This is a genomic window from Pseudomonas sp. GW821-FHT09C10 (assembly GCF_059418085.1).
The window spans coordinates 179,809-192,552 of sequence record NZ_JBWKPE010000015.1; the positions used below are offsets into that span (position 1 = coordinate 179,809).

The window sequence follows — 12,744 nt, forward strand, 5'->3', positions numbered from 1 at the left end:
CGTATTGCTAGGTGTGCTGCAGTTTAGATAGTCGATGGCTTTGGGTCACGCGTTATAGCGTCGATAGGGTAAAGTCAGCGCCTTCAGGAAGAAACTTCAGGTAACAAACATGATGCGGTGGTTGCGGCAATCCGTCTTGACTCTGCTGGTATTGATGTCTGCCAGCCTGTTTATCACCGCCCAGGCCGAGACGTCGCCCATCGGCGTCGCCCTCGACCAGCGGGTGATCGACCTCACCAACACCCTCGACGCCGGCACCACCACCCGTCTGCAAGACCAACTCGCCGCCCTTGAACACCGCAAAGGCGCGCAGGTGGCGGTGTTGCTGGTGCCCACCACCCGTGGCGCGAGCATCGAGGACTACGCCAACCAACTGTTCCGTGCCTGGAAACTGGGGCGCAAGGATGTCAACGACGGCATCCTGCTGGTAGTGGCCAAGGATGATCGCAAGGTGCGCATCGAAGTTGGCTACGGCCTGGAGGGCACGGTCACCGACCTGCTGGCCCACCGGATTATTGAAGAACACATCACCCCGGCCTTTCGCCAGGGCGACTATGCTGGCGGTGTCGAGCAGGGCGTGAACGACCTGGTTGTCCTGGTGGATGGCGGTGACTTGCCGCAAGTAGCCGGGCAGGGCGGCAGTCTTGAGGCGCTTGCGGTGTTGCTGGCGTTCGTGTGCGGTGCCATCGGCGGCGTGCTGGTCGCCGCGCGCAAGCTGGGCTGGCGTGGGGCGTTGATCGCCACGGCAGTCGTTACCGTGGCGCTGGTGGCATTCGCCGGCGGCCGGGAATGGCCGATGTACCTGCTGGTACTGCCCCTGACCCTCCTGATCGGCGGCGCCACCTTCGGCGCCTTGTGGCTGGCGCGCACGGCGTTCTACTGCGTGATAGGGCTGTTGGCCTACATCGCCGGGGTGGTGATCGCCAACCGATTCGTGGAGGTCAGTTATATCCATTGGCTGGTGTGGCCGTTTGGCGGGGCGTTGGTGCTGGGCTTGTACCTCGGGTTGTTCTTCGTCATCAGGGCATCCTGGAAAAAGCGCCCGCGCTTTTTCCTCCTGCGTGCGCTGGCAGTCATGGCCATCTACGTCGCTGCGGGGACACTGCTGGGGCACGGGTATCAGGGCTGGATCGTGGCGATTCCAGTGGCCTCTTTTGTGGCGTTTATCGTGTTTGTGCAGAGCATCGCCAGTTCCGGCTCCGGCTCCGGCTCGGGTTCCAGCGGCTCCAGCTCCAGCAGCAGTTCCTCGGGGGGCGGTGGTTCCAGTGGCGGTGGCGGGGCGTCGGGGAGTTGGTAATCGGCGGTTGTTCGGCGTGACGCCAGGCTGCAAACGGCGGCCTGGCAAAGGCCTGGACGTTACAGCCGCTTGGACAGAAACACGCGACTGCTGCCTGCCGGTTCACAGGGGACTTCCCCGAACCGCACCCACCCATGCTTTTCATAAAACCCCGGGGCCTGAAAACTGAGGGTATACAGCACCGCGTTCGCGCAGCCGCGACGCCGGGCTTCGTGCTCAAAGGCTTGCAGCAACCGGCTGCCGAGGCCTGTGCCGCGCAGGGCCTCGGGCAGGTGGAACAGGTCGAGAAAAGCCATGCCCAGGGTGGTTTTGCCGGTGATGCCGCCGACGGTCTGCCGGGTCTCGGGATCCTTGAGCAATACCGTCAGTGGCAGGCGGTCGTTGTAGCCGGCGATACCTTCGTTGAACGCCGCCAGGCCGTTGCCGAGCATACGCTCGGCCTCGGGGTTGGCCTGGTCGCCGATTTCCATAAGCGCTGCGGTCATTGCAAAACCCTCCGTTGGTTAAAGCGTCATCACCATCTCATGCCACGCCATGCCGCCATGATCCGAGGGCGACGGCTGGACATAGGTGTAGCCCATGCGGGTGTACAACGGCACATGCTGTTCCTTGCACATCAGGTGAATCGTGCGCTTGCCCATGGCGTGCATGCGCTGCACGAACTCGGTCATCAGCACCTTGGAATACCCCTTGCCCTGATGCGCCGGGTCGACCACCACCGACATGATCACCACATTCGGCGCCTCGGCCGAATGCCCCACCAGTTCCTTGAATGCCTCGTCCGACATCACCACTTCATGGGCGCAGCCGCCGTTGATAAAACCCACCACCTCGCCATCGGCTTCCAGGATCAGGAAGCCTTGCGGGTATAGGGCAATGCGCGTGGCGATCTTTTCCAGGGTCGCGGCTTCGTCGCCCTCGTAGGCGGTGATTTCAATCTCGTAGCAACGGGCGGCGTCGGCGGGGAGGGCGTTGCGTAAGGTGAGGGCGGGCATGGGCGTTTCCTGGGGCGTTGAGCGAAAGGCCACATCATAACGGCCTTGCTGGGACTCTGGGCAGAACACAGATCGAAATTGTGGGAGGGGGCTTGCCCCCGATGGCGGCGTGTCAATCAGCCCATCTATAACTGATCCACCGCTATCGGGGGCAAGCCCCCTCCCACAGTTTTGTCCGCGCCAGGCTTGGTGGTGGGTGCTGTTTTCGATGTATGTTGGTCAGGGGCACGGCATTCAAGAGGCAGTGTGGAGCCCGCCAAAGCGGGAGCAAGCGCCCTCACCTCCGTTATTCATTCACCCGGGCGGGCAATGAAAATCCATGAAGGAAGGACCCATGCTGGAAATAAAACGCGCCACCCCCACCGACGCCAGCGCCGCTTTTGACATCCGCCGCGCAGCCATCCGCAGCCAATGCATCGGCGCCTACACCGCCGAACAAATGGCGCTCTGGACCCGTGGCAAGGCCGAGGACGGCTACAGCGCGCTGATGGAAAAACCGTTCTACCTGGGCTGGTTGAACGGTGAACCGGTGGCCACCGGCATGCTCGATTTGGTCAACAACGAAGTCGGCGCACTGTTCGTATTGCCTGCATTCACCGGGCGCGGGTATGGCAAGGCGATGCTGGATCACCTTGAGCAGGTCGCGCGGGAACTGGCGATTGAAGAGGTGGTGCTGGACGCGACGTTGAATGCCGCGAGTTTTTATCGCGCGTGCGGCTACGTGGGCGATGAACAGGCGATTTATCACTCGCCGTCGGGGTTGCAGTTGGCGTGTATTCCGATGAAAAAACAGATGGGTTGAAACGGAGTTCCAACCAAAAAAGCGCCATTGGCTTGTTACGCAATAATCTACTCCGCCCGTCACCCGCAAAGTCAGGTCAATAACCGGCGATGTTATAGTCCCGGCGCTTTTTTACCTTTTGATCGCGCCGGGAGGCCCTAGGAGACTCCGCATGAACCTCTACACCGCAGGCTACGAAGGACTGTCTATCGACGCATTCATCGCGCGACTCAAGCAGGCCGGGATCGACAAGGTGCTGGATGTGCGTGAATACCCGCTGTCGCGAAAGAAAGGCTTCTCCAAAAATGCCTTTGCCCAATGCCTGGCTGCGGAGGGGATCGCCTATGAGCACATCCGGTCGCTCGGCTGCCCGAAGCCCATACGCAAGCAATACAAGGAAGACGGTAATTGGGCCACCTATGCGCGTGAGTTCAGGGCTTATATCCGCACCCAAGGCACTGTGTTGAGCGAGCTGCTTTGCAGCGCGGCTGAACAGCGGGTCTGCATGGTCTGCTATGAGGCGGACGCAAGTTTTTGCCATCGCAGTTTGATCGCCGAAGCCGCGCAGGAAGTGGAACCGTCGCTGGAAGCTCAGCATCTGCCGGTCAAAACAACGCTATTTGTTGATCATTTTCTTTCTGTCGCTTAGGCGGATAGATCAAGCTTACGATCAGCCACTGTTTGGGAAAACGATGGATCGTGCCCATCAACAGCATGAGGTCTTTGTCGGGTAGATCGGTTTCCAGCTTGTGCCGAAAGGGGGCCTCCCAACCTTTTACACCGTGTTTGCGATACACGTTTCTAAAGAGTTGACTGGCTTCCCAGTCGACAATTTTGTGGATATGGGTTTTCAGTTCACCGTCGACCAAACACTCATAAACGTAATGAAAGTCGAAGGGCACTTTCTCCAGGCGCTTGATGCTGGCGTGCTCCTGCTCTTCAAACAGGCTGGGTTGGCGTTGCATCGATTGCAGCTTGTCAATTTCCTCTGGGGTCCATTCTGTAGAGGCTGATTTCTGGATGCGTAATGCTGCGATGCGTGCCGGCCTGATCAGGCCTAGCGTGACGTTATGCTCAATCCTGGCCTTTTCCAGTGCATCAAAACTTTCATACACCGTCAGTCTGTCAAGCAATACTCGTCTTTCGTACCAATCGCCTGCGGGCAGGGGCTTGCCCACACAAATACTGTCGACGCCGATCTTATGGCTTTCTGGTCTGCGGTCCGCCGGGCTGCGTTCTATAGAGGCTTCGATCCATTGCCACTTGGCAAACTGCTGATCGCTAGTCACCAAGCGAAACGGTACGGGATACAGGCGTATGAGATTGCCGTCCTCATCCATCCCCGCAACGCAGGATGTTTCGGCATATTTTGCGCTCGGGGAAGGGTAGGTTTTGCACAGGATCAAGATTCGAACTTTGCGTTTCATGGGGGCGATATCCAGAAGTCTTTTCTGAACTGTATCCAGACATCGGGAAGCTGCCAGACAGACTTGTAACGGCACATGCACACCATGACACAGCACTTCGATTTCTGATGCTACACCACCACCCGTGCCGATAAGTCAGCTCCCGCCGGGGATCTCCATCAGTGACGCAAATGCGCACGCAAGCTCCCGATCACCTGCTCAACCGACAGCCCTTTGATCGCCGGGGGCATCAGGCTCTCACCAAACTCCCGCCACACAAACAGCGTCAGTTCCGCGCCATCGGTCAGGGTTTTTGCCAGGTCCTGGGAACCCAAATCCTGCAACCGCCGATAACGCTCATCCCGCCAGAACGCATCTTCCACCCAGTCATACACCGGGATGAAATGAAAGTGCAGCGGGAACCCCGGCAGATGCCCATAGCGGCTGATATACAACCACTTGGGCTTGAGTTGCGCCTCCATGACCCGCTGGGTTTTCGCCAGCAGTCCACCCAGTTCGGCCAACGCGGCCTCCGGCATATCGGCGAGGGAATCAATTGGCGCCTTGGCACCCAGCATCAGGTAACCCGGCAGCTTCGAAGCCAGGTGATGGTTGAGCAGCCAATGCTCGGTCTCAAACAGGATGTAGGCGGGGTCGATCTGCATCAGCACGTGTCCTTGGGAGCAGGGTGGGCAGGATAACAAGCACGCTCGCCTGTATCCCACAAAACCACGGGATCTGTGTCTATCGCGCACGTTGTCAGGTGGATAGCCTCAGGCCACGTTAACTGACGACCGAGCAAACCATGGAACTCACCGCTGTCCCGTTTGGCATCACCGACTGGTCCACCCTCGAACCCGAGCTTCACCCCGGCGTCAGCGGCAGTGCCTCATGGCGCACCTGCCACTTCGGCACCACCCGCGTGCGCAGGGTGGATTACAGTCCCGGCTACCTGGCCGATCACTGGTGCCGGCGCGGGCATGTGCTGCTGTGCCTGGAAGGCGAGTTGCACACCGAGCTGGAAGACGGCCGCCGGTTCACGCTGACGGCCGGGATGAGTTACCAGGTGGGCAATGACATGGAGGCGCATCGTTCCTCGACGAGTGTCGGGGCGAAGCTATTTATCGTGGATTGAAGGGGACCTTTGTGGTGAGGAAACAAGTTCACTCACCACAGGAACAGGCACCCCCTTAAATCCGCTGCTTTAATGCATCATGCTATGGTCCATGCCATCCAGCCCACGCGCCGTGGCCTGGACCTCAACGGTCTGCTTTTCGCCCTTGGCGTCCTGCACCGTCAGGGTCAGCGGCACCTGGTCGCCTTCCTTGATCTGGCCGGTCAGGCCCATCAGCATCACGTGGTAGCCGTCCGGGTCGAGCTTGACCGCCTTGCCCGCCGGCAGGGCCACCGCGTCCACGGGGCCCATGCGCATCACGTCGTCCTTCATGCTCATCTCATGGATCTGCACGTCCTTGGCCACCGGCGAGGCCACGCTGAGCAGCTTGCTGTCGCTGTCGGCGGTCACGGTCATGAACGCGCCGCTGGACGGTTGGCCCGGCACCGAGGCGCGCACCCAGGCGTCGGTGACTTGCACCTGGGCACTGGCGTGGGCGGCGAGGCCCACCAGGGCGAGGCCAAGGGTGAAGCGCTTGAGGTGTTGAACGGCAGTCATTAGCAGACCTCCATGACGGTGAGCAGGTCTTCTGCGCACTCTTTAGCGGTAAGGGATGCCTGCAACCCCAGGCGCAGGTTGCCACGGGTGTCGAAGACAAAACTGGTGGCCGTGTGGGACAGGGTGTAGGTGTCGCCGGCGGGGATCTTTTCATAGAAGATCCCGAATTCCTTGGCGGCCACGGCGATTTCTTCCGGGGTGCCGTACAGCGCTTCAAAGCTGGGGTCGAAGGCCTTGACGTACTTGTCGAGAATCTCCGGCGTGTCGCGCTCCGGGTCCAGGGTGATAAAGATCACCTGCATGATCTCGCCGTCGCGGCCCATCAGTTTCTTGGCCTGGGCGGCGCGGGCCAGCGTGGTCGGGCACACGGCCGGGCACTGGGTGAAACCGAAGAACACCACCGGCATCAGGCCACGGTAGGAACTGAGGGTGACGGTGTCGCCCTCGGTGTTCTTGAGCTTGAAGGTGCGGCCCATGATCTTGTCGCTCAAGTCCTTGCCGTACTTGAAGTTCAACTTGGGGCTGTTGTCACAACCGGCCAGCAGGCCCAGGCCCAACAGGCCCATGCCGGTCAGGACCTTGCGGCGGGTGAATAACGTACTCATCAACGGTGCATCCTGTGAAACGCCCGCATTGCGCGAAATCAACTCGGCGGGCTTGGAATAGGAGTAAACGAGGAGGGCGCCAAGTCTACCAACCCTGGCCAGCCCGCGTAATCTGCGACGTTCTGCCACAGGGGCACGCTGGATTTCATCCTTTTGCACCGCTGGTGGTAGAGTCGCCGCCATGAAATCGAGCCACCCCTACCGTTCCCTGATCGTCTGGACCCTGTACTTCTGCGTGCTGATGAACCTGTTCGTGTGCGGTTTGGGCCATGGCCAGATGACGGGCCAGCAGCTCAATGGCATCGGTGGCGCGTTCTGTGGAGTGGACGGCCAGCAGGCGCCACTTTCCGACAAAGGGCTGGGCGCGCCGTCTTCCAGTAACATCTCGAACTACTTTGCCTGCCCGGTGTGCAACGCCGTGACCGTCGCTCTGGTGTTCCTGATCGGCCTGGCCTGGTTGCTGGGCCTGGGGCAGAACCCACGCCCGGCCCATGAGCGGCGCAACAAGGCGCCGCCGCGTTATTCCTGGCCCTCGGCCAACCCCCGCGCATCCCCCGCATTCTGACGTGTGCCCTGGGCCTCCTGTGAGCAGGGGGCGTTCTATCGTCACGACTGTGAGTGTGCTTTATGAACCATCACTTGCCTGCCGGCGCCAGCCGTCTGGTCAGCCAGGCGTCCCGTCGCCTGCGCGCGGAACCGGCACGCCCGGACTACCCGAGCAATGCCCGCTGCTTTGTGCACCTGGATGCACGCCTGTTGCCGTATTGGCACACCCTGTTCGACATCTGCCCGACGCTGCTCAAGCTCGACCCGCCCGAAGGCCTGAATCTGTTTCGCAGCTTCATGACCTGGGCCTATCGCAACCAGCCGGCCCAGGACTGGACCTGGCACCTGAACCTGTGCCGTTGGCTGCTGGCGTCGCCGTATCGCGGGCAGATTGATGAAGAGCCCATCGAAACCTTCATGGCAGCGGCGGCGGCGCGTTGGATCAGTACGGATGACAGCCAGGCCCAGGGAGTGGTCCTGGCCTGGCAAGGCCTGACGGTGTTCGATTGGAAGGGCGCGCGCAGTGCCGCCGCCGAACAACAGGCACTCCCCGCCACGCAATGGGATTTTGCCTGGTGTCCGCTCGCCTCCCCAGGGGTATTCCAGGGCTGGTTGCCGGTGCCTTGAATGAGCGGGATTGTTACGTAAACCGCAACAGTGATTGACGGTTTTGGCGGCTGTTTCCCCACGGCCCAAGGCTATACCGTGCGCGCACCCGTTGAATGCAGCACCACCCGACCGACAAACAACAGGGTTGGGCTGTAACGGGGTCGCCTCAATCACTTCACGGAGCCTTCATGAAACACACCACGTGCCTGGCGTTCGCCGTCTCCCTCGGCGCCGCGCAGCAGGCGGCTGCAGCGGGTTTTATCGATGACAGCAAAGCCACCCTCGACCTGCGCAATTTCTATTACAACCAGGACACCCGCAACACCAGGGCACCGTCGGACAAGGAGTGGGGCCAGGCCTTCATGTTCAACTACCAGTCCGGTTTTACCGAGGGCCTGGTGGGCTTCGGCCTGGACCTGCAGGCTATGTATGGCCTGCGCCTGGATGCCTCGGGGCGCGCCGGCAAGGCCGGAGAAGACAACACCCCCGGCAGCGTTTTCCCGTTGTCCGATGGCAAGGCCGCCCATGACTTCAGCAAGACCGGCGCCACCGGCAAGGTGCGCATCTCACAAACCCAGCTCAAGGTCGGCGCCTTGATGCCGAAGATGCCGGTGCTGATGTCCGAAGACGGCCGCTTGTTGCCGCAGACGTTCCGTGGCTATCAGGTCGATTCCAGGGACCTCAAGGACTTCAACCTGATCGCCGGCAAAATGGAGCAGGTGCTCGACCGCAACTCCAGCAACGGCCAGGGCCTGTCGATCGCCGGGGCCAATGACCCGGCCAAGGGCAAGTCCAGCAACCAGTTCTACTACGGCGGGGTGGATTACGCCGTCAGCAGGCAACTGCAAGTGCAGTACTACTACGCGACCCTGGAGAATTTCTACCAGCAGCATTTCGTCGGCCTGGTGCACAACTGGCAGTTGCCGGTGGGGCAGCTCAAGACCGATCTGCGTTATTTCTACAGCACCGCCGACGGCAAGAACGGCAGCGCCGCCGGGCGCGGTGAAGGCTATGTGAGTTCCGGGTATTACGCGCCGGGAGTCAACTCAGGCAAGGTCGACAACCGCCTGTGGAGCGCGATGTTGACCTATGGCGTGTACGGGCATTCCGTGGGCCTGGGGTATCAGAAAACCACCGGCGCCAGTGATTTCCCCCACATCAACCAGGGCCAGGGCCGTTCGCTGTACCTGATCACCAACGCCCAGTCGTTGAAGTTCGTCAACGCCGGCGAACAGGCCACGGTGGGTAACTACACCTATGACTTTACCGGCCTGGGCGTTCCGGGCCTGAAGTCGAGCGTGACCTATATCCACGGCAGCCACATCCGCGCGGCGCGTCGCGACAACAGCGAGTGGGAGCGCGATGTGCGTGTCGACTACGTAATCCCCACGGGCACGTTCAAGGGCCTGGGCCTGACCTGGCGCAGCGCCGTGCTGCGCGGCAATGACACCGCCGACAAGGATGAGACGCGGCTGATCGTCAGCTACAGCCTGCCGTTGCTGTAAGCCAGGCAGGAGCAACGCTTGACCGGCATCAAGGCCGCCCCGTGCGCCAGCCCGCACACTGGGCTCCCCACGGCCGGTCCCTCTGCGAGGCTTGCATGCTCTACCTCCTGTTGCTATTGGCCCACCTGTTCGCCGCGCTGGTCTTTATCGGCACGGTGTTCTTCGAAGTGCTGATCCTCGGGCACCTGCACCAGCACTTGCCGATTCGGGTGATGGTGCTGGTGGAGCAGGGCGTCGCCCGGCGTGCCCGGGTGTTGATGCCGTGGGTGTTGCTGGTGCTGTTCGGCGCCGGGCTTGGCATGGTCTGGCTGCGCTACCTGCCGGCGTTGTCGGCCCCGCTGGCGTCCTCGTTCGGCACGTTGCTGGGCCTCAAGTTGTTCCTGGCCGCCAGTGTGCTGCTGCACTTCCTGGTGACCATGGCGCGGATGCGCCGGGGCAAGGTCAGTGCGCGCTATAGCCATTTCATTCACCTGAGCCTGTTCGTGCACATGGTCGCCATTGTGCTGCTGGCCAAGGGCATGTTTTACCTCAGCTGGTAGCGACCTTGATGCATATCAAGGTGCGCGCAGCGGTCGCACCGGACAATGGACCACCGCCGCCCGTTCCGGAGTCCGCCATGCGCAGCCATCTTCATCCCACCCGCTTTCGTCAGGACCAGGGCGTGCTGGACCTGGCGTGCCAGACGGACACGCGCCGCTTCCATGCCGGCGTCGGCTCCCTCGACCTGCTGCGCGCCCTGCGCGACAGCCGCCAGCGCCAGCGGCCCCTGGCGCTGAACCTGCACTGGCCGGCAAGCGATGCCGGCGCTGAGTACCTGCAGAGCCTCACCCAGGAAATCCAGCTGATCGGCTGCCAGCTCGGCCCGCGCCAACCAGTCGAGCACTTTCACCTGCGCGGCACCACGCCGACGATCGAGCAGGTGTGCACGTTGCTGGAACACCTGCACAGCCGCTTCAACTTTCTCGACCACGACCGTGGCGACTACCGAATCGACCTCGACCCCTGGCACACCGACTGGGCAACCATGGGCCTGTTGCGCGACCAGGGTTTCAACCACGCCAGCATCGGCGTGCCCGACGCCAACCGGGACGGGCCGCTGTCCCAGGCACGCTATCAGGACCCGGCGCCCATCGAGTCGCTGGTGGATGCGGCGCGGACCTTCGGGTTTCGCTCAGTGAACATCGACCTCGGCTACGGCCATGCCTGGCAGACGCCGGCCAGTTTCGAGCAGAAACTGGCCAGCCTGATTGCCCTGGAGCCTGACCGCCTGCAACTGTTCGATTACGCCCAGCCACCGGTGCGCTACCAGGGCCGGCAATCCCAGGCGTTTTGCAGCGCGGCGGATAAACGCGCGATGCGCCGCCTCGGCTTTGAACACCTGGCCGCCGCCGGGTACCACTACATCGGCCTGGGCCAGTTCGCCCGCACCGACGATGACCTCAAACAGGCCCAGGAGCGCGGACGCCTGAGCCGTAACTGCGAAGGCTTCACCCTGCACGGCTACTGCGATCATGTCGGCTTTGGCCTGGGGGCCATCAGCCAGATCGACACGCTGTGTGTCCAGAACACCCTGGATGCCCGTGAGTACTGCGCTCAGCTGAGCAACGGCCAGCTCGCCACCTGTTGTGGCAGGTTTCACGAAACCGCCGACCCGGCGCGTCTGTACGTCACCCAGCCCCTGGCCACCCCTGTCAGCGCCAACGACGAGGTGATCGACCATGACGGCGTTTGAGTTCGACCGTGCCCTGGTGCACAAATACGACCGCCCGGGGCCGCGCTACACCTCGTACCCGACCGCGCCGCAGTTCAACAGCGCGTTTGCCCTGGACGACTATCACCAGGCCGTGCGCGCCAGTCACCACCTCGCCGCGCCCAAGGCGTTGTCGGTGTACATCCATATTCCGTTCTGCCAGAGCCTTTGCTACTACTGCGGCTGCCACAAGATCATCACCCGCAAGACCCATCGCGCCGTCGAGTATGTGGCGTACCTCAAGCGCGAGATCCAGATGCAGGGCGCGTTGTTCGAGCGCTCCCGGCGCCTGACCCAATTGCACCTGGGCGGCGGCACCCCGACGTATCTGGACGATGCGCAACTGGCCGAACTGATGGCCTGCCTGGCGGACAACTTCAGCCTGGATGACAGCGACGCCCATGAGTTCTCCATCGAGGTCGACCCGCGCACCATCAGCCTCGAGCGCATCAACACCCTGCGCCGCCTGGGCTTCAATCGCCTGAGCTTCGGCGTGCAGGACTTCGACCCCGACGTCCAGGCCGCCGTGAATCGCGTGCAAAGCGAAGCGCAGATCCTGCAACTGGTGGCGGCGGCCCGCGAGGCGCGCTTCAAGTCGGTGAGTGTCGATCTGATCTACGGCCTGCCCCTGCAAACCGTGGCCAGCTTCGACGTGACCCTGAGCAAGCTGATCGCCCTGCGCCCCGACCGCGTGGCCGCCTACAGCTACGCGCACCTGCCGAGCCAGATCCGCGCCCAGCGCATGATCCGCCCCGAAGACATGCCACCCCCGGCGCGCAAGCTGGAGCTGCTGGAACTGACCATTCGCCGCCTTACCGAGGCCGGTTATGTCTACATCGGCATGGACCATTTCGCCCTGCCTGACGATGAGCTGGCACTGGCCCGCGTCAATGGAAGCCTGCAACGTAACTTCCAGGGCTACTCCACCCATGCCGATTGCGACCTGATCGGCCTGGGCGTATCGGCCATCGGCAAGGTCGGCGACAGCTACAGCCAGAGCGTCAAGGAACTGTCCCAGTACTACGCGCGCATCGACGCGGGCATGCTGCCGGTGCAACGCGGTTATCGGCTCAACGCCGATGACGTACTGCGCCGCGAGGTGATCAATGGGTTGATGTGCGACGGCCGCGTCGATGTCGCCCAGGTGGAAGCGGCCCATGGCATTCGGTTCAATGAGTATTTTGCCCAAGCGTTGACGCAGTTGGACGAGCAGGTGGCGGACGGCTTATTGCTGGTTCGGGACGACGCGCTGCAACTGCTGCCCAAGGGCCAACTGATGGTACGCAGCGTGGCCATGGCCTTCGACGCCTACCTGGGCGGCGCCCACAAAGGCCAATTCTCCCGTACCGTCTGACACTCCCCGTTAGCAGTGTGTCAGCCAGCGCCTCTACCAACTGTGCCACCGCCATCGAAGCCTCGCTAAAGCTCGACATCTCCCACAGGGGACCAGCGGTGCCCACGAGATCTACAGCCGGGCCACTTTCTACCTGTTAACCGCGACCAAATGTGGGAGGGGGCTTGCCCCCGATAGTGGTGGGTCAGCCAACATCTCTGCCGGCAGTGCCACCGCCATCGAAG

Annotated in this window: 16 protein-coding genes; 10 read left to right on the forward strand and 6 right to left on the reverse strand. The window is 62.1% G+C overall.

What is annotated here, in order from left to right:
* Positions 1-109: 109 nt before the first annotated feature.
* Entirely contained in the window at positions 110-1,297 is a 1,188-nt protein-coding gene (locus AC07OT_RS25285; RefSeq protein WP_495109326.1) for a TPM domain-containing protein, read from the forward strand.
* A 59-nt stretch (positions 1,298-1,356) separates the two neighbouring features.
* Here AC07OT_RS25285 and AC07OT_RS25290 read toward each other — a convergent pair whose 3' ends face one another.
* Together AC07OT_RS25290 and AC07OT_RS25295 are read right to left on the reverse strand one after the other, a co-directional pair.
* Entirely contained in the window at positions 1,357-1,782 is a 426-nt protein-coding gene (locus AC07OT_RS25290; RefSeq protein WP_495109327.1) for a GNAT family N-acetyltransferase, read from the reverse strand.
* 18 nt (positions 1,783-1,800) lie between these two features.
* The gene (locus AC07OT_RS25295; RefSeq protein WP_495109328.1) at positions 1,801-2,292 is read right to left on the reverse strand and encodes a GNAT family N-acetyltransferase; all 492 of its coding nucleotides are present in this window, start codon (positions 2,290-2,292) and stop codon (positions 1,801-1,803) included.
* Between the two features lie 334 nt (positions 2,293-2,626).
* On the opposite strand from AC07OT_RS25295, the gene AC07OT_RS25300 reads away from it, so the two are divergent.
* Both AC07OT_RS25300 and AC07OT_RS25305 read left to right on the forward strand, forming a co-directional pair.
* On the forward strand, positions 2,627-3,094 hold the full coding sequence (locus tag AC07OT_RS25300; RefSeq protein WP_495109329.1) for a GNAT family N-acetyltransferase: 468 nt from the start codon (positions 2,627-2,629) through the stop codon (positions 3,092-3,094).
* Between the two features lie 151 nt (positions 3,095-3,245).
* Positions 3,246-3,722: a DUF488 domain-containing protein gene (locus tag AC07OT_RS25305; RefSeq protein ID WP_495109330.1), complete on the forward strand. Its 477-nt coding sequence runs from the start codon at positions 3,246-3,248 to the stop codon at positions 3,720-3,722.
* Here AC07OT_RS25305 and AC07OT_RS25310 read toward each other — a convergent pair.
* Together AC07OT_RS25310 and AC07OT_RS25315 are read right to left on the reverse strand one after the other, a co-directional pair.
* Positions 3,679-4,500, reverse strand: a complete 822-nt coding sequence (locus tag AC07OT_RS25310) for a DUF8757 domain-containing protein (protein ID WP_495109331.1) — start codon at positions 4,498-4,500, stop codon at positions 3,679-3,681. The two genes, AC07OT_RS25305 and AC07OT_RS25310, sit on opposite strands and share 44 nt — an antisense overlap.
* A 158-nt stretch (positions 4,501-4,658) precedes the next feature.
* Entirely contained in the window at positions 4,659-5,144 is a 486-nt protein-coding gene (locus AC07OT_RS25315) for an HIT family protein (RefSeq protein ID WP_495109332.1), read from the reverse strand.
* A gap of 140 nt (positions 5,145-5,284) precedes the next feature.
* Here AC07OT_RS25315 and AC07OT_RS25320 point away from each other — a divergent pair, with 140 nt between their 5' ends.
* Positions 5,285-5,614 carry a DHCW motif cupin fold protein gene (locus tag AC07OT_RS25320; protein ID WP_092357344.1) on the forward strand — a complete coding sequence of 110 codons (330 nt, stop codon included), beginning with the start codon at positions 5,285-5,287 and terminating at the stop codon, positions 5,612-5,614.
* A 69-nt stretch (positions 5,615-5,683) separates the two neighbouring features.
* Here the strand turns inward: AC07OT_RS25320 and AC07OT_RS25325 are convergent, their stop codons facing one another.
* Both AC07OT_RS25325 and AC07OT_RS25330 read right to left on the reverse strand, forming a co-directional pair.
* Positions 5,684-6,151: a copper chaperone PCu(A)C gene (locus AC07OT_RS25325; RefSeq protein WP_495109333.1), complete on the reverse strand. Its 468-nt coding sequence runs from the start codon at positions 6,149-6,151 to the stop codon at positions 5,684-5,686.
* Positions 6,151-6,756 (reverse strand): SCO family protein, encoded by a 606-nt coding sequence (locus tag AC07OT_RS25330; protein ID WP_024074981.1) that lies wholly within the window; start codon positions 6,754-6,756, stop codon positions 6,151-6,153. The genes AC07OT_RS25325 and AC07OT_RS25330 overlap by 1 nt, the downstream gene beginning before the upstream one ends.
* Before the next feature lie 181 nt (positions 6,757-6,937).
* On the opposite strand from AC07OT_RS25330, the gene AC07OT_RS25335 reads away from it, so the two are divergent.
* The 6 genes from AC07OT_RS25335 (at position 6,938) to hemN (ending at position 12,520) form a co-directional block, all read left to right on the forward strand.
* Positions 6,938-7,321: a DUF2946 domain-containing protein gene (locus AC07OT_RS25335; RefSeq protein WP_495109334.1), complete on the forward strand. Its 384-nt coding sequence runs from the start codon at positions 6,938-6,940 to the stop codon at positions 7,319-7,321.
* Between the two features lie 62 nt (positions 7,322-7,383).
* Entirely contained in the window at positions 7,384-7,929 is a 546-nt protein-coding gene (locus AC07OT_RS25340) for a putative natural product biosynthesis protein (RefSeq protein WP_495109335.1), read from the forward strand.
* Positions 7,930-8,099: 170 nt separating this feature from the next.
* Positions 8,100-9,416: an OprD family outer membrane porin gene (locus AC07OT_RS25345; RefSeq protein ID WP_495109336.1), complete on the forward strand. Its 1,317-nt coding sequence runs from the start codon at positions 8,100-8,102 to the stop codon at positions 9,414-9,416.
* Positions 9,417-9,511: 95 nt separating this feature from the next.
* On the forward strand, positions 9,512-9,955 hold the full coding sequence (locus tag AC07OT_RS25350; protein WP_141155301.1) for a hypothetical protein: 444 nt from the start codon (positions 9,512-9,514) through the stop codon (positions 9,953-9,955).
* A gap of 77 nt (positions 9,956-10,032) precedes the next feature.
* A complete protein-coding gene (locus AC07OT_RS25355; protein ID WP_495109337.1) occupies positions 10,033-11,148 on the forward strand; it encodes an oxygen-independent coproporphyrinogen III oxidase in 1,116 nt (371 codons plus the stop codon).
* Positions 11,135-12,520: an oxygen-independent coproporphyrinogen III oxidase gene (gene hemN / locus AC07OT_RS25360; protein WP_495109338.1), complete on the forward strand. Its 1,386-nt coding sequence runs from the start codon at positions 11,135-11,137 to the stop codon at positions 12,518-12,520. The genes AC07OT_RS25355 and hemN overlap by 14 nt, the downstream gene beginning before the upstream one ends.
* Positions 12,521-12,744: the final 224 nt, after the last annotated feature.

Bases quoted from the DNA above. Each gene is read 5' to 3' on its own strand.
- hemN (WP_495109338.1), top strand. From the start codon at position 11,135: ATGACGGCGTTTGAGTTCGACCGTGCCCTGGTGCACAAATACGACCGC.
- AC07OT_RS25320 (WP_092357344.1), top strand. From the start codon at position 5,285: ATGGAACTCACCGCTGTCCCGTTTGGCATCACCGACTGGTCCACCCTC.
- AC07OT_RS25295 (WP_495109328.1), bottom strand. From the start codon at position 2,292: ATGCCCGCCCTCACCTTACGCAACGCCCTCCCCGCCGACGCCGCCCGT.
- AC07OT_RS25325 (WP_495109333.1), bottom strand. From the start codon at position 6,151: ATGACTGCCGTTCAACACCTCAAGCGCTTCACCCTTGGCCTCGCCCTG.
- AC07OT_RS25330 (WP_024074981.1), bottom strand. From the start codon at position 6,756: ATGAGTACGTTATTCACCCGCCGCAAGGTCCTGACCGGCATGGGCCTG.
- AC07OT_RS25285 (WP_495109326.1), top strand. From the start codon at position 110: ATGATGCGGTGGTTGCGGCAATCCGTCTTGACTCTGCTGGTATTGATG.
- AC07OT_RS25310 (WP_495109331.1), bottom strand. From the start codon at position 4,500: ATGAAACGCAAAGTTCGAATCTTGATCCTGTGCAAAACCTACCCTTCC.
- AC07OT_RS25350 (WP_141155301.1), top strand. From the start codon at position 9,512: ATGCTCTACCTCCTGTTGCTATTGGCCCACCTGTTCGCCGCGCTGGTC.
- AC07OT_RS25305 (WP_495109330.1), top strand. From the start codon at position 3,246: ATGAACCTCTACACCGCAGGCTACGAAGGACTGTCTATCGACGCATTC.
- AC07OT_RS25290 (WP_495109327.1), bottom strand. From the start codon at position 1,782: ATGACCGCAGCGCTTATGGAAATCGGCGACCAGGCCAACCCCGAGGCC.
- AC07OT_RS25335 (WP_495109334.1), top strand. From the start codon at position 6,938: ATGAAATCGAGCCACCCCTACCGTTCCCTGATCGTCTGGACCCTGTAC.
- AC07OT_RS25355 (WP_495109337.1), top strand. From the start codon at position 10,033: ATGCGCAGCCATCTTCATCCCACCCGCTTTCGTCAGGACCAGGGCGTG.
- AC07OT_RS25345 (WP_495109336.1), top strand. From the start codon at position 8,100: ATGAAACACACCACGTGCCTGGCGTTCGCCGTCTCCCTCGGCGCCGCG.
- AC07OT_RS25300 (WP_495109329.1), top strand. From the start codon at position 2,627: ATGCTGGAAATAAAACGCGCCACCCCCACCGACGCCAGCGCCGCTTTT.
- AC07OT_RS25315 (WP_495109332.1), bottom strand. From the start codon at position 5,144: ATGCAGATCGACCCCGCCTACATCCTGTTTGAGACCGAGCATTGGCTG.
- AC07OT_RS25340 (WP_495109335.1), top strand. From the start codon at position 7,384: ATGAACCATCACTTGCCTGCCGGCGCCAGCCGTCTGGTCAGCCAGGCG.